This is a genomic window from Lysinibacillus sp. Ag94 (assembly GCF_023242215.1).
Taxonomy (GTDB): domain Bacteria; phylum Bacillota; class Bacilli; order Bacillales_A; family Planococcaceae; genus Lysinibacillus.
Map to the genome: position 1 here is coordinate 2,583,713 of NZ_CP096780.1, position 22,227 is coordinate 2,605,939.

The window sequence follows — 22,227 nt, forward strand, 5'->3', positions numbered from 1 at the left end:
AGCAAAACGGAAATCTTTACTTATGATGAAGATCCAATAATGTATTGATTCTGTTAGATTTTTAATAACTATAAATTTGAATCTACCTGTGTTGTTGTATGGAGGTATCTTTTAAAATTTCATTGGGTATTCTAGGGATTAGATAAGGAGTGGGAGAATTTGTACACAGGTTATATACAAGTAGTTGTTCAAACGGTTATTACTTTTTTCGTTCTTCTGACACTTACGAGGTTTCTAGGAAAAAAACAACTAAGTCACTTAACCTTCTTTAACTACGTAACTGGTATTACAATTGGTTCCATTGCAGCCAACATGGTAATTTTAAAAACAATTGTCTTCACAAAATTTTTACTAAGCTTAATTGTTTGGTGTGCGCTTACTACTTTAATTAGTTATATCGCACTAAAATCCGGAAAAGCAAGAACATTCCTTGATGGACAACCGACAATCGTTATTAAAAAGGGAAAAATAGATAGAAAAGCTTTAGCAAACACTAAAATAAATATTGATGACCTTACGATGATGATTAGACAATATCAAATTTTTTCAATTACAGAAATTGACTATGCAATATTAGAACCAAATGGCATGCTTAGTATTTTGAAAAAGCCTGAATTTCAAGGCACGCAAAAGATAGATTTAAAAATATCTCCTCCACCTCCGATTTTTATCCCCATTGAAGTTATCACAGATGGGAAGCTATTGACACAAAATCTATTGGAAGTTGGAAAAAGTAGAGAATGGTTAGACAACGAATTAAAAAAGGAAAATATACAATCAATCGAAGAAGTTTTCTATGCAGAAATTCAACCGAACGGAAAAATATTTATCCAAAAATTTGATGAAGGAGCTTTCTAAATTTAGTGACTTCTCAGTGCATAAAACTTGACAAAAAAAGTATTTTATGCAATAATTTACTTTTACGGAATTTATCTGTAAAATAGGATTCTCCTGGCCAGGGGAATCCTATTTTTTTTGAAGGAGTGTACTTGTATGAACAAAGATGAATCCAGTTTAACTTCATTAATCTCAGCTTTTAGTAGAGCCTATCATAGTCATTTCGATACCCCTAAAATTTTTGATGACTACCTAGCTAAAAAATTAATCACACAACAAGAGTTCAATGATATTCAAAAAAATATGGTTCAAGGTATCCAGTTTTTTAACAAAGAAATCGCAGTAAAACTAAATGGACAAACGGAAGAGCTATTAAAATGGATTGTGCAAACTCAGCTCTCCCCTACCCCCTTGGCACGTTCTGCATATTGTGAAAAAGTTTTGTTAAATGAAATCAAGTTAGGTTTACAGCAATATGTTATCCTCGGAGCAGGGCTAGATACATTTAGCCTAAGACACCCGGAACTTGAAAACAATTTAAAAATCTTTGAAATTGATCACCCTGCAACACAGGAATTTAAAAAGAAAAGATTAGCTGAAGTCAAGTTAAAGCTTCCAAGAAATGTACATTTCGTTTCGTTGGATTTCACAAAAAAGTTTTCATATCAAAAGCTAATGAATAGCGGCTTCGGCAATAAAAAAACTTTTTTTAGTTTACTAGGTGTTTCCTATTATTTGACGAAAGATGAAATTTCAAGTTTAATTGATCTCTTATTTGCCAGTGTACCAACAGGAAGTTCGATAGTGTTGGACTATGCAGATGAGAAATTATTTAATGAACAAGGAATATCAAACCGAGTAGATAACATGGTAAAAATGGCTGCAGCAAGTGGTGAACCGATGAAATCATGTTTTACTTATAAAGAAATGGAAAAAATGTTAGAAAACTCAGGTCTGCTTATTTACGAACATTTATCGCCAGAAACAATTAATGAGCTTTATTTTAACAATCGAAAAGATTATTTAACCGCCTTTGAAACTATTCACTACGTCCATGCTGTGAAAAAATAATTTAAAGCTTGGAGGAATCAAATGAAATTTTATCAATTGTCCAAAGAGAATGGCAAAAATATAACAAAATTTAAGTCAAGTTTTATTATGTCTAGAATTATTGAAACTGAAGCATCACCCTAGTATTGGGTGTATGTATTTAGAAGAAAACGGTGTTATTGGCTATCATCAAGCTGTAGTTCCCCAGCTTCTCTTAATTATTGAAGGTGAAGGATTTGTAAGAAATGAACAGGCGCAATACTATCAAGTACAGCCTGGTGATGCAGTTTTTTGGGAAAAGGATGAATGGCATGAAACTAAAACGGATACAGGATTAACTGGTATTGTGATAGAATCAGAACAATTAAATCCCTCAGCATTTATGCCTATAAAAAATGATATTCGCCTGAGGCTTTAACTTCTTTCAGCGGGTATTTGAAACCATCTGATAGAAGTTACACTATTTCTCAGGCAATTAACTATGCAAAAATAACATCGTATCATATGTTAGTAATGTAAGATTGGTTTAGTCTTACACCTCCGAAGCTTTGTTACTAAGGGTCACTTATAATAGTAAGTGGCCCTCTATTAATCTTCTGTTCAGAAAATAATGTTTCTATATAGTTTATTGACAAACTCCTAGCGTATTTCTATCTCGATCGGGCAAGATAAAATTTCGTCTCTCTTTCTCGAAATTTCCCCACCTTCAAATAATTGTCTGGGAAATTTAGTGGAATCGGAATAACCTTTTCATATTAGTTTACTCATCACCCTTGTATTTTTCTTTATAAGTAGGACTCAGCTCACTCCACACATCAAATTTATTTCCATCTAAATCGTAAAAAACAAAATTCCTTCCCGAATGCCCCCTATTTTCAATTTCCCCAACTCTAATTTCTTTATCTTTAAAAATTTTATGAATCATCTCTAATGCACTTAATCCGTCTACCTCAATGGTAATCGAAAAATGCTCTTTCCCATAGCAATCAATGAAATTTGAGCTTTGATTGTTCATGGATCTAACAAGAAAAAAGCTTTGATTAGCAAAATTAAGAATAGCCTTATCACTATCTCGGTAACTACATTCAGCTCCCAATTTACCTACATACCACTCACATGACAGTTCAACATTGCTGACTGGAATATAAGTAGTTCCTATTCTAATTAAACTCATTCGATCGCCCTTTCTAGTGTCTATTTTTTGTCAATAATCTTTTTATTTATTATTGAAATGTTGTAAAAAACAAAATATATTACAATAAAGTATCTTATGATAAAATATATGATATTGCGCCATCAAGGGGCATGAACCAATTTAGGCTGTAGCAAGTTTATGTGCTACAGCGTTTTTTGATGATAGATATATTCACTATAGAACATAAAAAATGGGCATGCACTCAAGCATGACTGATAAAGATATCATCAGTCCTATAACATTAAGGTGAACAAGGAAAATACGACAATTTAATCGGTAATAGCGTAAAAGCGGCACTTCAATTGTTAGACACAACTGTCAATTGGAAGTGCCGCCTTTTTTCTTATCTAGAACGAATACCTTTATTTTACTTCTTCGTCCTACATAATGTTAATTCAAGAATTTGCTGTGATTAGGTAAAGCAATCTGCTCAAATTCAGTCGTTAACTTATGCAAATTTCTAGCAAGCTCTTCCCCCTTCATCGGTAATCCATGTCCTGTAATAGCAACTGAAGGTTTTAATGCTTCTAATTTTTTAACGGAATCCCAAGCAGCCTGCCAATCCGTCGTGAAATATCGTGGCGGTCCGCTAATTTCCTTTTTTTGAAGCAACACTTTGTAGAGTGATTCTTGTTTAACCGTAACAAATGCATCTCCAACAATTAACGCTCGATCCTCTTCACGAAATAAAGATATATGCCCTGGCGTATGACCCGGCGTATGAATCCAACGAAAACCATCCATATATGGAATACTCCCATCTGACGGAAGCGCCTCAACGTTGTTTCCTAAGTTTATGGCTTCATTCGGGAAAATTGATGATACTTTCGCTATTACGCCACCATTGACAACAGGATCAGCTTCAGGATAATTTTTCATACCAGTTAAATAAGGTAATTCTAATGTGTGAGCATAAACCGGCATACCCCAATGGTCAATTAGATCAATTATCGCCCCAACATGATCAAAGTGTCCATGTGTTAAAATTAATGCTTTAGGTCGACTATTTGAGCCAAATCTCTCCTCGGCTATTGAAATAATTTCCTTTGCACTTTTTGGCATGCCTGCATCAACTAATACGAACTCTTTCTTATGAGGTTCACCGTAGAGTACGATATTAACAATTTGAATCGTATGCTGGTATAAATCAGGTAATACTTCTACACCATCTCCACTCCAAATCGATGTTGCTGGAATATATTTAAAGTCGCTACCATAATTCATATCTTTATGCATGGAAAACCCTTCTTTCTTCATCGAAATATAAACAATCATATTTTTCCTTTATACAGTAAAAATAAAGCAAGAAAAAAATGGATTATACTTAGCGACTTTCTTATCTAAAATCTAGTAGTGATATTAATCAATCCTTGTTATTTTCAATCGATTTTCTATCACATGCATTTCCATCTTCACTTGATAGTGATGTCATTATTTCAACTCTTCATGAATCAAAATTTCAAATGATTAATCTCCAACATTATGAAACGTTCAGAGCAAACTTCCGCTCCATGTCTCCTTTCTTTCACTCATGCAAAAGCTTCAGCCAATCAATGCATCCTTCAATCGATAATAAGTAATTAAATAGTCGTATTGTATATCATTTACTCAAGATGTATAATTTTACTATAATTTATTAGAAGTGAGAGATTCTCATTTAAACTGTACAAAATTAAAAAAATAGAGAGGAACGTGATGGTTTGAAGATTTTTCTAATTATTGTAGGAATTATAGTTTTAATTTTCGTGGGTATGTCTATAGCGGTCAATGTATTTAATAAAAAGAATAAAAAACAACGAACAGAAATGGAGATGGCTAACCGTTTACCAAAAGAGAAGCAGCATTTGCTTGCCTACGGCGCCATCCTCGCACTTTATCGACTTGAGTCGCCCCGGACATTGCAGGTGATGGAAAATCCTGAAATTTTGAAAGATGGTCTTTCTGCTGCATGGGAGGTTAATAATACTGAGGAGGCTATACAAACCCTGGAATGGTTGCTATCGGAAGGACACCGTACGAAGTTTAATGAGCTGCTTCTGGCATTGAAAGCGGGTCAGTCTTTTACAGAGGAAGAAGTCGGGAAATCGAAGGAATGCTATGAATCCGCCCAAGAAGGGATGATGAAAAGGCTTTCCTTTACGAAATCCGATTTTGATCAGGTAAACACTATTGCTGCATGGGATTTTGAGCGAGCTATAAATATTGCAAGATGGAGCTACATAGTTGGTTATTTAACAGAAGACCAGGCATGGAACTATATAGAAAGAGCTGCTAACGCCGCCAGCCCTATCTTCCAATCCTGGAATGAATATTTTATTTCCTTTGCATTTGGTCGAGCCATTGCTTACGAAGGTAAAATTAACGATATCATTTGGAAAGGAAAAGAACTGCTGGATGATAAAGACTCGATTTGGAATGAATTTAACTTTAAGCGATCAACGGTACAGGAATCTGTAGCATTGGACAAGGTATGAGAAAAAAGAATTGATTAAATCTAAAAACCTGCTAGATATTAGCTACTTTCTTAACTAATATCTAGCAGGTATATTTATTTGCGAACAGCTTCAAATGTAATTAATGAATGCTCTTTTGAAGGCTTCTTGTTATAAACATATTCAGCCGAGCAAGTAATATTAGAAAAACCTATATTTGTTAATATAAGCTTGAATTCTTCTATTCCGTACCATCTTAATGGGAATCTTTGTAACTCTGAATCAATTAATTTACCATTTCGCCATTTTTCATATTTTAAAACGGTGAGCGTATATTGCTCGATCCAGTTCATTTCAACGGCTTTTCTTTCTATTGCAATTCCGTCCTCTTGCGAAATTTCATAGTAGGATGAAGTAATTTCCCCTGTTCGCCAGTCTGTAGGTAAAAGCATGTCAACAATTAGGCGTCCTCCAGGGATCAAATGATTATACATACATAATAATGCATCCATCGCATCTTTGGAATTCTCGATTAAACAGAACGAACCTGTCGGCATAACAATCGCTTCATATTTTGAGTCTAATGAAAAATTGTTTAAGTTACCTTCATATAAATTTGGCTTGAACCCTCTTTCTAAGCAGTGTTTTCGGCATAAATCTAACATTTCAGATGAGTAGTCAATTCCTTCAACATCGTATCCATTTTCAAGTAAAGGAATTAAGAAGCGTCCAGAGCCAGCTCCCGCCTCAAGTACTTTTCCTTCAGTTCCTTTTAAGCGTTCAAGATAATATTCAATATCCCCACCAATAGAATATCCGACTGGTTTTGTCAAATCATAAAGTTCTGTACATAAAGGTCCGTAATTACTATACATTTCAATTCCTCCGATTTCGTGCAGAAGAATCTATTATTCTTACTTCTTCCACACCTTATATTGGTTTGTTGGAAAAATAGAGCTGACTTTCATCATAAATCACTCACTTTCTGTATAATATAGTAAAATTATACAAAACTAAGGGATACCTTTCAATATGTTTTTATTTCAATAATCACTGTTGCTGTCGCTTCCCCCCTACTCATCTGTGACGCGGATTCTCAAGGTGTCGCCCAGTCTCCAATCAACTTTACATAAGTCATACATCCCACCATTTAGATGCTTAGATTGATAAAAAGAGATTGGTTTCCAATCATTTCTACAATATAATGTACGAAAAAATGTAAAAAATAAGGAGAGTATGCTATGAATATCGAAAAAGTGTTTGCAGAGTTCCCATTATTAAGCTCCAAAAATATTGTGCTAAAGAAAATTGAAGATGCCCATTTACCAGAATTATTTGCAATCTATGATAATGAAAAAGTCTTTGACTATTGTGGGATAATCCCGAAGCATAATATCCAAACAGTACGTAAAATGATTGGACACTTTGACAGAGATTATCAAAAGAAAACGAGAATTAAATGGGGCATTTTTCAAAAGTCACATAACGATCAATTAGTGGGCATTATAGAAGCAATGGATTTTAATCAAAAAGTGAATATGGTTACGATTGGTTACTTTTTAGCAGAGAACTATTGGGGTAAGGGCCTTGCGACAGATGCGGTTAAAATAATTGTCAATTTTTTATTTGAGGAAGTAAATATAAATCGCATACAGGCTGAGGTTATGCCATTAAATGAGGCATCTAAAAAGGTGCTCTTGAAAAATGGTTTTTCACAAGAAGGACTTATAAGACAAGCTACATTCTGGTCTGGTAAAGGAGTTGTAGATTTAGAAATATACGGTTTACTTAAAGAATAGTACACGGTGAACTAAATTATTTGGTAATATTTGGTTAAAAGTATGTACACATCAATCTTTCGGGCATTAAATATGAGATAATGAATGAATATCAACAACCGAAAGAGTGATTCTATTGACTAATGAGCATAAATCTAGCAACTTACATTACCTTAATATCCGAATAGCATATTTGATAACTATTGTGATCACCATCTTTTTAGGTTTAGCATCTAGAAAATGGAGTCTTCTACTTCCGTCATTTGTAGCGCAGAACGCAGGAGACATGCTTTGGGCTATGATGGTCTACTTCGGATTTCGATTGTTGCTAGTGCATAAGAGTATCCTAACAGCCATTTGGCTCAGTTTTTTGTTTAGCTTCGGCATAGAATTTAGCCAGTTGTATCAGGAACACTGGATTAATCAGATTCGTGGGACAACGCTCGGGGCTTTAATACTTGGCAAAGGTTTTCTTGTAGCGGATTTGGTTCGATATTCAGTCGGGATTATAATAGCTACTGTATTAGATAAGATGGCACTTACGCTCACTTCTCGTAAATCAAACCGTTTTTTGACATAAGTTTCTCTAGTCATATTCCATGTAACTAAATTACCCTATAAGAGAGACTTTTTTAGTGCCTATCTTATAGGGTACATTTTTATTTAGTATAGGCTATTCATCAAACTTTTGTTGAAAGTATTGGTCATTTATTCATTAAGCCAATCAATCAATTCTCCATCAAAAATAGCCGGTTGTTCAAACATTGGGTTATGGCCACTTTTTTCAAAAATGACCTTCTTTACATTTTCATTTGAATCATCAATGACATCCCAGAGCGAAACAGGAGCGACTAAATAATCATATCTCCCTAACCCTACAAAAATAGGTTTATTTAAGTGAGCCATAGATTGGATTAGATTTTGTTCAGCAAAAGCTACACCCCAAAGGTAATCAATAACTTCCATATTTGTATAGACGCCATTCCACATATAAGCAGCATCGAACGTATAATCATAAAAGCTATGTGCCCCCATGCGAATACACATATGCACAAATCGTCTTTCAGGATCATTGTGAATATCCTTCTCTAAAAAAGCAATATCATGCTCGAATTGCTTTGTACGTTCAGCACTAGCAGTCTCATTAAAAAATGAAAAACTTTGCTGCTGTCTCTCTTGACTGTTTGTCGGTGCTGAATTTAATAAAATGACCTTCTGAACATAATGAGGATATTTTTCGGCATATGCCAAAGCCATAAATGCGTGCCCAGAATGTCCTAATATGATGAAATCCTCAAGCTTTAGCCATTGTCTTGCTGTTTCGATATCCTCAACAATTTTATCTATAGTATAATCTTCTTTCTTTAAAGAACGTGGAGGCTTCACAAAACCTCTATGATCTAAGAAGATAAATTGAAAATGTTTATATAAATTTTCCGAGAACAAGCGCGGATAATATATACTGCTACCCACCACCAATATCGGCTTACCTTGTCCCTTCACACAATATTTTAAATCAAATCCTTCACTAAAGATGCTTTGATAATTATTCATTATAATCGTCCTCTTTTCTTTTTATATCGAAGAGCATTTCATTGTACTCTTCTTTCTATCACTCCCTTTCTTTTTAACATTCCCGTGTTTTCTCCATAGAACGATCAAGCATTCTTTTCACCCCATTATTATTTTATTAATTAAAAAACAAGCGTTGAGCCAGTTGTTGGATTTCGTACAGATTAATTTATCTATTTAATATGCCTGATAATATAGAAAAGTGAAATTTTTAAAACTTGAACTAAGTATACAATATGAATTTAAAAGTTTAAAATTATTAAATATTGGAAAAAATAGAAAGATAGAGGATACAAAAATGGATAAGCGAATACAACACATCATGTCATTAAGAGAGGATGGTCGATTAGAAGAAGCAAATCAATTAATGGTTACTTTAGTTAAAGATGAGCCTGAAAATGGATATTACCAATTTCAATGTGCATGGACATATGATTCATTAGGAAAAGAACAAGAGGCTGTCCCTCACTATGAAAAAGCGATTCAATTAGGGCTTAAACCCGAATTTTTAGTAGATGCTTATTTAGGATTAGGTAGTACCTATCGTGCATTAGGGCAATATGAACAGTCAAAACGTATACTAGAACAGGCCTTAAGTGAGTTTCCAGAAGCCGAACATTTAAAGGTTTTCTATGCGATGACACTTTATAATCTTAGCGAGCATTCAAAGGCTATGGAAACTTTATTAAACACAGTAATTCATACTACTAATCATAAAGGTATAAAAAAATATAGCAAGGCCATTAAATTTTACAGCGATAAGCTAGATCAAACTTGGGAATAACACGATAAAAGATCAGGCTCCTAGTTGAACCTGATCTTTTCATATTACTAAAAAATACCTAAAACCCCGTTAAAGTAAATTACTTTGAGTACGCGATAAATTCAGGATTCTACTTGATAAGATAGTGGAAAATAGGGTTTACATTGAAACGACTTATAGCTGTTTAACTTTGAACATTTCAATTTGATAAATCCTGTGGTAAAATAAGAACACGCATTCCCTCTCTCTTGATTTTCTTAACGGGAATATTTTGTTATGATAATAAATTGGGTGCGAGAATAGATGTTGTAATTATAATATATAATGTCGGATAATCTGTTATTTTTTATAGCAACGAAAACCAATTAGTCAGCGATTGATTGAAGTGAAGTCCGAGCTACTTCTTTTGTTTTAACGTCATAGATGATACTCTAGAGCGAGTTAAGATACGAAGTCTTATCGACCGCCCTCCGAATGGAAATCAGCCCTAGTTCTTGTTTTAACCTATCTCCTTAGAATGTATATAAAGTCATTTAAACACTTTCTAAATTGTTTCTAACTGATCTCTTTCTATTAGGAATTTTACTCCAATATGTAAAATATCTTAATAACCATTCAACTGGCCCCATTTTAAAATACTTTAACCAAACAATACTAAAAGTAATTAACATAGCGTGAATTATAAAGCACACAATTAATGAATTAAAAGGTGTAAAACCACTTATGATACTAAACACAAATAGTAACACACTTTGTGCAAGATAATTTGTTAAAGACATTTGTCCATAGAACTTTAATGGTGTTAAAATCATTTTTGCCTTATCCCATTGTAAAATAATAAGAAGACTGCTAGTCATCATAAAGGCACCACTATAATCTTCTAGCATTTCAATTCCTGAAACGGGAATTAACCCTGAACCCCTTACATAAATTAAAGATACAAAAATAAAAATATTAACGCATAAAAAAATCGAAATATACTTTAATTTTCCATAGACATTTTCAAAAAAATTAAATTGCCCCATCGTAAAACCTAGCACCATAAATGAAAGCCCCTTACTTATGAAGGATAGTAATTCCAGCCATACTATTCCCTCACCATAATAGAGAAAAGATGTCACAATAGAAAAGGATATTAGTGTAAACGTTACTATTAAATTGGTCCACTTATTTCTTTTGAAAAATATTATAATAAACAGGCCGAGTATAGCATAAATCATTAATACATCCTGAATTCCTTGCGGTGCATAAAATGTATGGATAAGTCCTAATACAAATAAAAAACAAAGTCTGCGTAAAAACGAAAAGTATCTATTGTTTGCTTTTTGTGTGGATCGATTCATAAAAAGATAACACCCAAATCCAAATAAAAAGAATAAAATAGGGTAAAATATCCCACTTAATATATAATATAATTTATCGTGTAACTTACTAAAGGAGAAATAACCCAAAACCTGGTAACCATTTACAATAAGTACCCCCAGCAAAGCAAATCCTCGTAAGTAATCCATAATGTCTATTCGTGTATACGAATTTAGTTTATTCATTTTAATTCTCCTAATATATAATTATATTTCTAGTATTAAAAATTCCCAAAATTAATTTGTGCTTCACATACAACCTTCGCAATTTTCATTTAACCGATAGTATTGAGGTTTCCATCTCCCCCATTAAAGCACTAATTTAATTAACTCACACTTTTCCATTTTTTCTCCTTAGGAACTTAATAAAAGTTCAATATCCATTTGATTTTTTAGATTTTCTTAATTTTTGTAATCTGCAAGTACTCTGTTAAATCTGTAGATGATAAATCATAATTAGATTTCTTATTTAAACCATAACTACAAAATATAGTAATCAACATTCCTCCCATACCAATAAGGTTTGCTAGTAGAAAACTCATTGGTTTTATTATTACCTTAAGGATATATTTTTTCTTTGTTCAAATGAATAACTGTCCGCTTACAATTGGAAATATAATCTTACTAAATTGTAACGATAGGAAAAGCTACATCTCGAATTAAACTATGGAAATTATTTGAATAGAATCCACTAAATCTTTATCTATTTTTTCTCATGCAATCTTGGATCTCTTCTAAAACTAAAACGGAAACGCATTAGTATTACTACTTCAAGAAATTGTATTATATCCAATAACTGTTACTTTCATGAAAAAGGCAGTAGTAACAAGGATCTGTACCTTGTTACTACTGCCTTTCTGTTATGTAGAATCAAAATATATAAACATGTAGAAAACTTTGTATAGTTTTGCACGGGGCTACCTTCCCAATTTATTTATTCCAGTTAACATCTGCTACACGGTACTGCTCTTACATACACAGCCGTACTACCTAATGACTCTTCATGCTTTACATATGTTAGATTATCTTAACTCTTCCAGATGTTGCAAAATTCTAACTTTATCATACAATATCCATTACAGAAATCTTATTTAAATCATTTTCCCTGCATGTAATGATCTTTTACAAATTGTTCTCTCTCATAGGCAATTCCTAACAACTTGAAAAGCGCCTAATTCAACTCAGGCGCTTAACGTGACTAAAAAAGTTTTAATACAAAACATCCGTTTGGCGATTCTATCTAACCAAATGTCTTCACACCATACTCATAACTAAAACAGATATCCTATGAAGGAACCATTTTAATGGTAAAAAGCTGTGGTCATTTCAAGTGCTTTAAGTGGCTCTTTAATTGAATCAAGCGTATAAACAAGTTTTTCGTCTTGCCAAACAATCAAACTCCCTGATTTATAAACATCTAAGCGTGCAAAACCGTTTTGTTTTGGAATTGGTAGCATATGTGTTTCTAGAAATTGGACTGCCTGTTTTGCAAGCTTCACACCTGCTTTTGGATTGTCTGTTCGTGTATGTGTTTCAATTGCCCATCTACCCTCATTCCAACCAGTCCATAATGAACCAGCTCCTGCATCCTGATAACCTTTAATGTTATAGCCAAGATCAACCTCTTGACCCCCATTTTGACTAAAGTTCACAAAAGCAATTTGCTCATTTGCTTCTTTAGCATTCTGATATTGCTTTACTACTAGTCTTGCAATTACAGTAGCTGTTTTTGAATTTTGAAGCTTCGGATCATTAATTGGCAAATACTTTTTACTTTCAAAAAATAATATTTCAACTTGGTTAGCTTCCGCCTTCGTTGTTGCAGTTAAAAATGTACCATCTGATATCGGAAGCCCTTTTGGTAAAGTTATAGATAAATTAGTTTTAAGCTGGCTCTTAATATTTTTTAGTACATCAGCTTGTGTAAGAGATGCTTCTGTGTTTCCCTTATTTGTTTTGGACGGTTCCTGATTTTCGATTGATAGATGCGCTTCTTGTGACTTGTTTGGTTCGTTAGATTGTTGCTCCTCTTGTGACTTGCTCGGCGCGTTAGATTGTTGCTCCTTTTGTGACTTGCTCGGCACGTTAGATTGTTGCTCCTCTTGTGGCTTGCTCGGCACATTAGGTGTTTCCTCTTTATCAGAGCATGCACTTATTATACTGAAACTTAGAAGCATGGGGATAAAAAGTATTTTTTTCATGGCATTTGCCCCCTAATTTCTTGTCATTAATCAACTGAAACTTTTTATTATTTGACTTCATTGATTTCATTCGTCAAATCATTAAACTTTTGACTGGCGTAGCATATGCCTATTCTTTGAGGTATTAAGTGAACAACAAATTACTGCTGGTTTTTCTATTCTTTCACTTCCTTTAGGGTCACTTTAATACGAGGATAATAAATACTCGTAACACCTTCAAAAGCGGAATCTGTGCCAATAAATAACCATAGTTCTCCATCCTTGTCAGTTTCAACAATAAATGGGCGTTGGTTATTATTGAAAGGTTTTACCTCATACTTCTCACTATCTATTGTCGTTTTTTGCAAGTCCCCAATAATAAATGCATCTTTACCTTCTACTCCTTGATTCCCTTTATCAATATTCATTAAATAAAATCCTGTTTCATCCATAACCGGGATCGGTTCCGTATTGGTTGCACCAATTTTCACAAATACGCTTTTACCAGGAGACCCACCTACACCTATTTCATCTCTAGCATTTGTGGCTATATCGAAATCAAATGTCACACTATATTTTGTATTTGGTTTTAGCCGATCATTTGCATCCAATTTCTTCTTAACAAACATAAATAAATCGTCGCTTCCATTATATCCACTTACGTATAGACCTTTCCGTTTATTGTTTAGCTCTTTAGGTAGTGACTTAAGGGAGAATTGGAGCTTATAACGACCTTTATCTTGATGTGGATAGTCAGAAAATTCACCGATCCATCCACTTCTATCCTTGCTAAAAGTTGATTCAACAATGATATCATCATAATTTGTTACTATCTGGTCTACATCAATAAGTGTGACAAACGATGTTTTGTTTAACAATAAAAGCTGTTCTTTGGTTAAATCTCCAGCAAAACCACTAATAACGGTATCATAAGTATATCTTCTTGAAAATTCACCAATGTCCTTTTCAAGTTTCGCATAGTCTTCTTTGTTAAGTGTTTTATTAAAACTAACAATTACTGAGAATACATCTGATGGCGAAGCTCCCTCAATCTTTCGAGTTAGTTCTTCTGATATTTTATATGGGAGATTGTTTACATCTTGTACATTACTGTCTTCTGCTGCTAATGCCGGTTTAGTCAAATTTAATCCTGAAACAGCTCCGCAAAATACTAACGTTGTCGCCATTATTAATGGAATTTTTTTATTCATCTTATATTGACCTCCTAAAATTAGATTCAGTGTAATAGACGAGAATATAATTGGATTTTTTTCAAAAATTCTAATCCGAGAGTATCAAACTCTGCCATAAAGTTACAGAACTCTTTAATATAATGCCCACTTATTTCTTCCCAGTTATTTGAACTCGTAGGATGCACTTCTATTGAACCCTGCTTTATAAATTTTTAACCATTTTGTACAACGATAACTTTGGTTTATTGATTTCACCTGTAATCTGGTAGCCTATCCTCTGATACAATTTAACGGCAAGATGATTCTCTTTCTTTACCGTCAGAGAGCATTTGGCAAAGCCTTGCAGGCAGGCTTGTTCTTCGGCAAACTCAAGCAGCCTGGTACCTACTCCCAGTCCCCGGCTTTCGGGTAATAAGGCGATTGTTCCGATGTGAAATTCGTCATCTTCTCCCTCCTTCATGGTAATCATAGAATAAAACATTTTAATATTCAGAATGTTATAAATAACAAGACCCAGCTTTCGCAATGAAAGCAACTGTTTAAAAGTTGGCCATGGAAGACGATTTAAAACAGGTATGGGATAGCAAGTAATCATCCCTAAAGTTTTCCCGTCCATTTGAGCTTCATAAGCGTATTGATGACTAAAACGATTGTTCTCCTGCCGCCATAGGGTACGAAATGTTCCTTCAACTTTGTTCTTGTCCTCTGTTCCTGCAAGTGGAAACGCCATGTATTCCAATGCCATTACATTTAGCTTGGCGCCGACCATAGATTGATGATCAGCCTTTACAATAGTGAATTGATTCATTTCCTAGTACTCCTTTTCTTATGTTTTATCAGTTCAATCCCCTCTCGACTCGTCCTTTGCTTTGAAACCATGATAAAACGTATTTAAGAAAAGCTCTGCAGCCGATTTTTTAGGCACATTACCTTCATGTACCTGTTCCCATGTATGGAAAAGCATGGCATAAAGCGTATTCAAAATCCATTCGCTGCTAACCGTTTGCTGAAGGTAACCTCTTTGTTGTAACAGCTCAATAACGCGTCGTATGGGTTCCCTTACCTTCACTTCGGCTTCACCTAATTCTTTGTTGTTAAATACAGATGCATCATGACCTAAAAAATAGATTTTGTCACCTAAGGGGATTAATGCTTCAATGAGTTTCGGGATATAGTTTTCGCTACTTTCCTCATCCATAGGAATCTGGTTTACAGTTTCACTTACCAGTTGTATAGCGCGATGGCCCAAGAACAGCATCAATTTCTCTCTGCTTTCGACGTAGCGATGAAGTGTAGCAATGCCAATTCCCGCATATTCCGCAATTTCATTCATCGAAGCAGTAGGATTTTCAACAAGCAATATAGTAGCCGAATCAAGAATTGCATTAAATCTCGCTTCCTTCAACGCTGATAATTCTTTTTTCATCATCAATCTCTCCCTTTTTCTGTATAAAGTCATCATTTTTGATAGATAAACATATCATTTGAAATTAGCATAAATCATTTAAAACAAAGTGTCCAGCTGTTGAATGTAGCCTTTCAAAAAGAATTATACTACTGAAACGGATAGTACTTTGAATGTTCTATATTTAGCATTTCATTATTTAAATGACGATGAAGAAATTAAATCAAGAGAGAAAAGATAACATTACTTGGGTTTTCAAGCAATTTCTCACGATGAACTCCGATTGTACTTCATTTAATTGCAGAATATTTTTTAATTAAGTTGGTTCTGCATAAGGTTATCGGTTTACTTTAAAATTCACTTCCGGGTATTTGGTCATCAGCCTTTTAAGGGTTGAGCCGTCATCCTTCTGTTTTACATACTGGTCAAAAAATGCCAGGCTGAATTCGTTAATAATGCGATGAACTTCCTTTGGATTTTCACCTGGGCTCCGCAATAGAGGGGAGAACAAATGTAAATCAGTGAAGCTTGAATGATCCGTATGGGGAATGACCATTGACATACCACCGCCAGCTAACCCACGTTCATTGCGAACCTTGTCTTTATAGGTATCTTCATCAGAATCTTCATTTATGTCTGCACTCATGAGCAGAAATGGTTTTCCAATCCCACTTTCAGGGAAAACTTCCCCATGCAATGTGCCATCCATATCGATGGCTGCTTTGACACGAGAGTCTTCTGCAAGTATTTGTGCTGCGGTAGCCCCACCATAAGAGTGCCCAAACATTCCAATACGCGAGGTATCAATCTTTCCTGTAAAGAAGCCGGTCTCATCGTTTTGATTAAGCTTCTCTAACTGGTCAAGTACAAAAGTGACATCTTCTTTCCATAATTTGATGTGGCGATCACGTAAGTTAAAATCAGTTAAATTGAAGGGCTGTACGTAAGCAGTTCGACCATCTGGAAAGACGGTAGCTGCAGCATCAAAGGTATGATCGATACCTAGAACAATATATCCTTGACTAGCCAACTCCTCGACTTGAAACGTGTTTTGATTACGAAAACCATTAAAACCATGAGAGAAAAGTAATATCGGATATTGATTTTCTGAGTCTGAGAGTTGTAAATCCATAAACGAATGAGATTTGACCAAACCCATGTGGCTGAATGCAAATGCAGGAATGGATAATGTTTTTTCCAATCCCTTGGAGAGCTCATTTATGTTACGAATATAAGGTTCTCGATCCCCTTTGCCTTTTTCAGCTGCAGGATACCAAATTTGCACCATCAGTTCGCGTCGATCGGTTGGATTTTTCGAATACGGTTCATTTCTCTGATTGTCAACCCAATGAAATAGCTTCGTACCGACCTTATGTGGGCCAGTTGGTTCTTCAAATGAAAATACTGGCATAAGTAAGGGTAGCGCAACTGCTACAGACAAATAGATGCACAATAACAAAGACTTAACTATGAATATACTCTTGTTTCTGAACCCCTTTTTCCGCTCAGCTAATAAATAGCATATAATCAAGATAACTGGGGATACATATGCCGGAATCATCTGCCATCTAAAACCTTCTGCCACTAGCTGAACTGTAACCATTACAACGGCAACCAAAGTAGCTAATTTAGACCACTTTTTCGTTTCCCTGCCTATTAACAGTATCCAACTCAATAGACTAAAATTCACAACTATCAAAACAACTTCCCAGAAATTCATTGGCCTATCTCCTTTGAATGCATTTTACTTCTAATTAAAGAGGTAGTTTTCAGTCTGAGCAAAAGCAGATGAAACACCTATATAGTTGCACCGATTATGCTTAGTAATCGTTTCATCTGCTCTACTCCTTTCTTCAAATCAAAAACTTAAAATGCCCAGCTACCTTTACGGAAAATTGGCTCTACAGTTCCATCTGGTAGAATACCGTCGATGTCCATCTCACTGCTGCCAATCATAAAGTCCACATGTGTTACTGAAATATTGGCACCTAACGCTTCCAGCTGATCGTTTTCTAAATCTCTTCCACCCTCTAAGCAAGTTGGATAAGCTTTACCAATCGCTAAATGGTTCGATGCATTTTCATCAAACAATGTATTAAAATATAAAATCCCCGATGCTGAAATTGGCGATTCATGTGGTACAAGTGCTACCTCACCTAAATAGCACGAGCCTTCATCCACATTCATAAGCTCCTGTAATAAATCGTGCCCTATCTGTGCTTCGGTTTTAACAATTTTTCCTTCTTCAAATGTCAGTTTAAAGCCGTCGATAATATTCCCTTGATATACTAATGGCTTTGTATTGCTTACATAGCCATTTACACCGTGTTTCATCGGTAACGTATAAACCTCTTCTGTCGGCATATTTGCCATAAAGATCGTATCATCTGGCGTTTTACCACCTCCAGTAATCCATTTATGCTGTGGTGCTAATGCAATTGTTAAATCAGTACCTGGCGCTGTATAGTGAAGCTTCGCGTATTTTTTATTGTTCAGTAGGACCACACGAGATTCTAAATTTGTTACATGTTCACGCCATTTTTCAACAGCATTGCCTTCACCGATACGAACAGCTTTAAAAATAGCCTCCCATAATGCTGGTACTTGGTCCTCAACTGCTAAGTTCGGGAACACCTTCGATGCCCACTTTGGTGAAGGAACTGCTATCATCGACCAAGCGATTGAATCCTTCATTATGGCGTTTCGATTGTTTCCTAGAGCAGCTCCTGATACCTTTTGATAGGTAGCTAGACGATCGGCTGAAATACCTGCTAATTTATCAGGATCTTCAGCATCTATCATTAATAGTGCTCCTTTACGTTCGATCAGCTCATCATTCATTTTGACGATCCATTCTGGGAAACGATTAAATTCTTCATCTGAGGCATGCTCAAAGTAAGCACGATCCACTTCATCATCTGACAAGTTAACATGAACACGTCCTGCACCAGCCTTATAGGCCTCTTTCATAACTAAACGGGCGAAATCCAATGCATCCACAGATGTATTGACTAATAAGTATTGCCCTGGTTGAATATTGACACCGACTTTTACCAAAAGTTCTGCATATGCTTGTAATTTTTCTTCAAACGTCATATTATTTACCTCTCCTCTGTCCAATTGTTTTTTATCATCCGCTCGCTTATCTTCATACCATACTTTCTGTACAGGTTTCTCAGAAATTTCTCGTGACCACTTTTCATACGCTTTTTCTTCACGATATGATAAAAAAAAATGGGGTTTTTTATCACTCATATATTTACCTCCTAAACTTTGATTCCGTTAAAACGTTTTTCTTCATCGTTCACTCCTTTCTTTGTATAAAGTCGGCATTTTTGATAGATAAACATATCATTTGATATCAATATAAATCATTTTAAATAAAATATCAAGCTATTAAAACTCATTTTTTCAAAAGTTTGGTAAAAACTGTGTAAATCTAGGTTCTACAGTTAAAATCCATTTTTACAAGAGATTAATCAAAATGGATTCTTTTCTTTTTGAATGAATGTCCACTTTAGTGAAGGAACTGCTACCATCGACCAAGCGATTAAATCCTTCATTACGGCGTTGCGATAGTTTCTCAGAGCAACTCCCGATACTTTTTGATGGGTAGCTAGACGGTCTGCTGAAATACCTATTAATTTATCAGGGTCTGCAGCATCAATTAATTGAATGCTCCTTTCCATTGATCAGCTCATCATTCATTTTGACTATCCATTCTGGGAAACGATTAAATCTGAGGCATGCTCAAAGTAAGCACGATCCATTTCCTCATCCAAAAAATTAACATGAACACGTCCTACCCAGCCTTATAAGAAAGTATTGCCCTAGTAAATATTGGCACCGACTTATACTTTTTTTCAAAAGTCATATTATTTACCTCGCTTTTGTCCAATTGTTTCATTTTAAAGATATAAATTTTCTTTGTTTAAATGAATAACTGTTCCCTTACAATTTGAAATATTATCTTACTAAGTTGTAACGATAATAGAATCCACTCAACCTAATTATTTCTCAGCAACTCTTAGATTTCTTCTAAAAACTAAAGCAGCTAATAGATTGTCAATAAAAATCTTTTAAATTAAAAAACACTTCATGCTATACTAAAAAGCGCAACTCAAATAACCCTCCGAATTCAATTCGGAAGGTTTTTGTTGTATTAAAAAATACTGTAACTACATGGTTTCTTGGAATGGTGTTTTCGTTTTTAAAATCGCATAAATCCATTGTAAAAGCTTATTTGCACAAGCAGTAATAGCTACTTTATATGGCTTTTCTTCCTCACGTTTTAAATCGTAGGAGGCTCGTAATCGCTTATTTCGTGCGATAGTTTCAGGTGTTGTTTTCTTTTTCCGACTATCTCGAATAGAACAACGAACAGCTGTATAAAGCATATGGCAAAGCCTAGCCGAGCCGCATTTGGTAATGTGATTTTTTGTGCCTTTAAAGCGACCTGATTCAAACACACTGGGATCTAGTCCTGCAAAGGCTACTAACTTTTTCGGATGATTGAACCGATCAATTTCTCCGATTTCTGAAATAATTGTGGCAGCGATTTTTTCACCAATACCGGGAATTGATTGGAGTAATTCATATTCTTCAAGTCCACAGTATAGCGGTTATCAGTGGTATTTTACTGGCCATTCACTAGGTGGTTACTTAGCTGCTAAAACTTATTTAGATATTTGATCAGTTTTCAGATATTGCTTCCTTATTTAGCAAAAAAAGCTCTTCAAATATCTCAATTGACCGATCATCCCCAATCTCATGGCGATTAAATCACTGTAGCCTGTATCAATCTATAGATATGGTGTTTGACCAGCCGCCAAGGAATCTCCAATTGACAGGTAATTTTCAGTTTTGAGTAAAAGCAGATGAAACACTAAATACCATCGTGAGTATTAATGTACTAATTAAGCTTAGCTTAAAATGCCCAGTTACCTTTACGGAAAATTGGCTCCACAGTTCCATCTGGTAAGATACCGTCAATATTCATCTCACCGTTGCCAATCATAAAGTCCTCATGTGTTACTGAATTATTTGCACCTAACTCTTCAAGCTGATCGTTTTCTAAATCTCTTCCGCCTTCTAAGCAAGTTGGATATGCTTTACCAATTGCTAAATGGTTCGATGCATTTTCATCAAACAATGTTTTAAAATATAAAATCCCCGATGTTGAAATTGGTGAGTCATGCGGTACAAGTGCTACTTCACCTAAATAGCATGAGCCTTCATCCACACTAATAAGCTGCTGTAATAAATCATGTCCTACCTGTGCTTCAGCTTTTACAATTTTTCCTTCTTCAAATGTCAGTTTAAAGCCATCGATAATATTCCCTTGATAAACCAATGGTTTTGTATTGCTTACATAGCCATTTACACCTTGTTTCATCGGTAACGTATAAACCTCTTCTGTCGGCATATTAGCAATAAAGATCGTATCATCTGGCGTTTTACCACCAACAGTAATCCATTTATGTTGTGGCACTAAGGCAATTGTTAAATCAGTACCTGGCGCTGTATAGTGAAGCTTCGCATATTTTTTATTGTTCAGAAGGAGCGCACGAGATTCTAAATTTGTTACATGTTCACGCCAGTTTTCAACAGCATTGCCTTCACCGATATGAACTGTTTTAAATATAGCATCCCATAATGCCGGTACTTGTTCCTCAACTGCTAAGCTTGGGAACACCTTCGATGCCCACTTTGGTGAAGGAACGGCTACAATCGACCAAGCGAATAAACTTTTCATGACGGCGTTGCGATAGTTTCTTAGAGCAGCTCCTGAAACTTTTTGATAGGTAGCTAGACGATCTGTTGGAATACCTGTTAATTTATCAGGGTCTGCAGCATCAATCCACAATAGTGCTCCTTTACGTTCGATTACCTCATCACGCATTTTGACTATCCATTCTGGGAAACGATTAAATTCTTCATCTGAGGCATGCTTAAAGTAAGCCAGATCCATTTCATCATCTGAAAAGTTAACATGAACACGTCCTGCCCCAGCCTTATAAGCCTCTTTCACAACTAAACGGGCGAAGTCCAATGCATCCACTGATGTATTGACTAATAAATATTGCCCAGGTTGAATATTTACACCAACCTTTACCGCAAGTTCTGCATATGCTTGTAATTTTTCTTCAAAAGTCATATTATTTACCTCGCTTCTGTCCAATAGTTTTTGAATTGTCCTCCACTGCTTACCTCCATGCCATACTTTTTGCACAGGTACTTTCGTCCGCTCCATACTTTTAGTATTTTTAAAGAAAGAATGTTTGGAGATACTTCAGTTTCTTTCAAGGGATAAATATAAGTTTACGGCTATTTTAAATTATATAAGCGGAGCTAAAGTGAAACTCCATCATCACCTTATGATATTGCAATCAGCAAACCTTATACACGTACATCTGTCTAGTAATAATCAATTTTATCTCAGTACACGTACAGAATTTACG

Annotated in this window: 19 protein-coding genes and 2 pseudogenes; 7 read left to right on the forward strand and 14 right to left on the reverse strand. The window is 35.0% G+C overall.

Features of this window, described 5'->3' with window-relative positions; translation table 11 throughout:
• Positions 1 to 159 precede the first annotated feature (159 nt).
• From MY533_RS11915 to MY533_RS11925, 3 genes are all read left to right on the forward strand, one after another.
• Positions 160 to 858 (forward strand): YetF domain-containing protein, encoded by a 699-nt coding sequence (locus tag MY533_RS11915; RefSeq protein ID WP_248716117.1) that lies wholly within the window; start codon positions 160 to 162, stop codon positions 856 to 858.
• 135 nt (positions 859 to 993) lie between these two features.
• Positions 994 to 1,908 carry a class I SAM-dependent methyltransferase gene (locus MY533_RS11920; RefSeq protein ID WP_248716118.1) on the forward strand — a complete coding sequence of 305 codons (915 nt, stop codon included), beginning with the start codon at positions 994 to 996 and terminating at the stop codon, positions 1,906 to 1,908.
• A gap of 133 nt (positions 1,909 to 2,041) precedes the next feature.
• A complete protein-coding gene (locus MY533_RS11925) occupies positions 2,042 to 2,305 on the forward strand; it encodes an AraC family ligand binding domain-containing protein (RefSeq protein ID WP_371873249.1) in 264 nt (87 codons plus the stop codon).
• A gap of 342 nt (positions 2,306 to 2,647) precedes the next feature.
• Here the strand turns inward: MY533_RS11925 and MY533_RS11930 are convergent, their stop codons facing one another.
• Positions 2,648 to 3,061, reverse strand: a complete 414-nt coding sequence (locus tag MY533_RS11930) for a VOC family protein (RefSeq protein ID WP_248716119.1) — start codon at positions 3,059 to 3,061, stop codon at positions 2,648 to 2,650.
• 411 nt (positions 3,062 to 3,472) lie between these two features.
• The gene (locus tag MY533_RS11935) at positions 3,473 to 4,318 is read right to left on the reverse strand and encodes an MBL fold metallo-hydrolase (RefSeq protein WP_248716120.1); all 846 of its coding nucleotides are present in this window, start codon (positions 4,316 to 4,318) and stop codon (positions 3,473 to 3,475) included.
• A gap of 464 nt (positions 4,319 to 4,782) precedes the next feature.
• Here MY533_RS11935 and MY533_RS11940 point away from each other — a divergent pair, with 464 nt between their 5' ends.
• Positions 4,783 to 5,556: a DUF1266 domain-containing protein gene (locus MY533_RS11940; protein ID WP_248716121.1), complete on the forward strand. Its 774-nt coding sequence runs from the start codon at positions 4,783 to 4,785 to the stop codon at positions 5,554 to 5,556.
• Between the two features lie 74 nt (positions 5,557 to 5,630).
• On the opposite strand, the gene MY533_RS11945 is transcribed toward MY533_RS11940, so the two are convergent.
• Positions 5,631 to 6,389, reverse strand: coding sequence for a class I SAM-dependent methyltransferase (locus MY533_RS11945; protein WP_248716122.1), 759 nt, complete (start codon positions 6,387 to 6,389; stop codon positions 5,631 to 5,633).
• A gap of 366 nt (positions 6,390 to 6,755) precedes the next feature.
• On the opposite strand from MY533_RS11945, the gene MY533_RS11950 reads away from it, so the two are divergent.
• Both MY533_RS11950 and MY533_RS11955 read left to right on the forward strand, forming a co-directional pair.
• Positions 6,756 to 7,313: a GNAT family N-acetyltransferase gene (locus MY533_RS11950; protein WP_248716123.1), complete on the forward strand. Its 558-nt coding sequence runs from the start codon at positions 6,756 to 6,758 to the stop codon at positions 7,311 to 7,313.
• Between the two features lie 184 nt (positions 7,314 to 7,497).
• Positions 7,498 to 7,872, forward strand: coding sequence for a ribosomal maturation YjgA family protein (locus MY533_RS11955; RefSeq protein WP_371873350.1), 375 nt, complete (start codon positions 7,498 to 7,500; stop codon positions 7,870 to 7,872).
• 128 nt (positions 7,873 to 8,000) lie between these two features.
• Here MY533_RS11955 and MY533_RS11960 read toward each other — a convergent pair whose 3' ends face one another.
• The gene (locus tag MY533_RS11960; protein ID WP_248716125.1) at positions 8,001 to 8,846 is read right to left on the reverse strand and encodes an alpha/beta fold hydrolase; all 846 of its coding nucleotides are present in this window, start codon (positions 8,844 to 8,846) and stop codon (positions 8,001 to 8,003) included.
• 316 nt (positions 8,847 to 9,162) lie between these two features.
• On the opposite strand from MY533_RS11960, the gene MY533_RS11965 reads away from it, so the two are divergent.
• Entirely contained in the window at positions 9,163 to 9,648 is a 486-nt protein-coding gene (locus MY533_RS11965) for a tetratricopeptide repeat protein (protein ID WP_248716126.1), read from the forward strand.
• Positions 9,649 to 10,160: 512 nt separating this feature from the next.
• On the opposite strand, the gene MY533_RS11970 is transcribed toward MY533_RS11965, so the two are convergent.
• From MY533_RS11970 to MY533_RS12015, 10 genes and pseudogenes are all read right to left on the reverse strand, one after another.
• Positions 10,161 to 11,174 (reverse strand): DUF418 domain-containing protein, encoded by a 1,014-nt coding sequence (locus MY533_RS11970; protein ID WP_248716127.1) that lies wholly within the window; start codon positions 11,172 to 11,174, stop codon positions 10,161 to 10,163.
• A gap of 1,115 nt (positions 11,175 to 12,289) precedes the next feature.
• Positions 12,290 to 13,189 (reverse strand): hypothetical protein, encoded by a 900-nt coding sequence (locus tag MY533_RS11975; RefSeq protein ID WP_248716128.1) that lies wholly within the window; start codon positions 13,187 to 13,189, stop codon positions 12,290 to 12,292.
• Positions 13,190 to 13,344: 155 nt separating this feature from the next.
• The gene (locus tag MY533_RS11980) at positions 13,345 to 14,379 is read right to left on the reverse strand and encodes a hypothetical protein (protein WP_248716129.1); all 1,035 of its coding nucleotides are present in this window, start codon (positions 14,377 to 14,379) and stop codon (positions 13,345 to 13,347) included.
• A gap of 184 nt (positions 14,380 to 14,563) precedes the next feature.
• The gene (locus MY533_RS11985) at positions 14,564 to 15,169 is read right to left on the reverse strand and encodes a GNAT family N-acetyltransferase (RefSeq protein WP_248716130.1); all 606 of its coding nucleotides are present in this window, start codon (positions 15,167 to 15,169) and stop codon (positions 14,564 to 14,566) included.
• A gap of 33 nt (positions 15,170 to 15,202) precedes the next feature.
• On the reverse strand, positions 15,203 to 15,787 hold the full coding sequence (locus MY533_RS11990) for a TetR/AcrR family transcriptional regulator (protein ID WP_248719202.1): 585 nt from the start codon (positions 15,785 to 15,787) through the stop codon (positions 15,203 to 15,205).
• Between the two features lie 316 nt (positions 15,788 to 16,103).
• A complete protein-coding gene (locus tag MY533_RS11995) occupies positions 16,104 to 17,486 on the reverse strand; it encodes an alpha/beta hydrolase family protein (RefSeq protein ID WP_248716131.1) in 1,383 nt (460 codons plus the stop codon).
• 146 nt (positions 17,487 to 17,632) lie between these two features.
• Positions 17,633 to 18,862: an aminopeptidase gene (locus MY533_RS12000; protein WP_248719203.1), complete on the reverse strand. Its 1,230-nt coding sequence runs from the start codon at positions 18,860 to 18,862 to the stop codon at positions 17,633 to 17,635.
• Positions 18,863 to 19,278: 416 nt separating this feature from the next.
• Positions 19,279 to 19,640, reverse strand: a pseudogene (locus tag MY533_RS22320) (aminopeptidase); the annotation flags it as partial.
• Positions 19,641 to 19,944: 304 nt separating this feature from the next.
• Positions 19,945 to 20,373 (reverse strand): annotated as a pseudogene (locus MY533_RS12010) (transposase); the annotation flags it as partial.
• A gap of 320 nt (positions 20,374 to 20,693) precedes the next feature.
• Positions 20,694 to 21,923, reverse strand: coding sequence for an aminopeptidase (locus tag MY533_RS12015; RefSeq protein WP_248716133.1), 1,230 nt, complete (start codon positions 21,921 to 21,923; stop codon positions 20,694 to 20,696).
• Positions 21,924 to 22,227 lie beyond the last annotated feature (304 nt).

Excerpts from the sequence above, each read along its gene's own strand:
- MY533_RS11920 (WP_248716118.1), top strand. The coding sequence starts at position 994 with ATGAACAAAGATGAATCCAGTTTAACTTCATTAATCTCAGCTTTTAGT.
- MY533_RS11925 (WP_371873249.1), top strand. The coding sequence starts at position 2,042 with ATGTATTTAGAAGAAAACGGTGTTATTGGCTATCATCAAGCTGTAGTT.
- MY533_RS11930 (WP_248716119.1), bottom strand. The coding sequence starts at position 3,061 with ATGAGTTTAATTAGAATAGGAACTACTTATATTCCAGTCAGCAATGTT.
- MY533_RS11935 (WP_248716120.1), bottom strand. The coding sequence starts at position 4,318 with ATGCATAAAGATATGAATTATGGTAGCGACTTTAAATATATTCCAGCA.
- MY533_RS11945 (WP_248716122.1), bottom strand. The coding sequence starts at position 6,389 with ATGTATAGTAATTACGGACCTTTATGTACAGAACTTTATGATTTGACA.
- MY533_RS11950 (WP_248716123.1), top strand. The coding sequence starts at position 6,756 with ATGAATATCGAAAAAGTGTTTGCAGAGTTCCCATTATTAAGCTCCAAA.
- MY533_RS11960 (WP_248716125.1), bottom strand. The coding sequence starts at position 8,846 with ATGAATAATTATCAAAGCATCTTTAGTGAAGGATTTGATTTAAAATAT.
- MY533_RS11965 (WP_248716126.1), top strand. The coding sequence starts at position 9,163 with ATGGATAAGCGAATACAACACATCATGTCATTAAGAGAGGATGGTCGA.
- MY533_RS11970 (WP_248716127.1), bottom strand. The coding sequence starts at position 11,174 with ATGAATAAACTAAATTCGTATACACGAATAGACATTATGGATTACTTA.
- MY533_RS11975 (WP_248716128.1), bottom strand. The coding sequence starts at position 13,189 with ATGAAAAAAATACTTTTTATCCCCATGCTTCTAAGTTTCAGTATAATA.
- MY533_RS11980 (WP_248716129.1), bottom strand. The coding sequence starts at position 14,379 with ATGAATAAAAAAATTCCATTAATAATGGCGACAACGTTAGTATTTTGC.
- MY533_RS11985 (WP_248716130.1), bottom strand. The coding sequence starts at position 15,169 with ATGAATCAATTCACTATTGTAAAGGCTGATCATCAATCTATGGTCGGC.
- MY533_RS11990 (WP_248719202.1), bottom strand. The coding sequence starts at position 15,787 with ATGAAAAAAGAATTATCAGCGTTGAAGGAAGCGAGATTTAATGCAATT.
- MY533_RS11995 (WP_248716131.1), bottom strand. The coding sequence starts at position 17,486 with ATGAATTTCTGGGAAGTTGTTTTGATAGTTGTGAATTTTAGTCTATTG.
- MY533_RS12000 (WP_248719203.1), bottom strand. The coding sequence starts at position 18,862 with ATGACGTTTGAAGAAAAATTACAAGCATATGCAGAACTTTTGGTAAAA.
- MY533_RS12015 (WP_248716133.1), bottom strand. The coding sequence starts at position 21,923 with ATGACTTTTGAAGAAAAATTACAAGCATATGCAGAACTTGCGGTAAAG.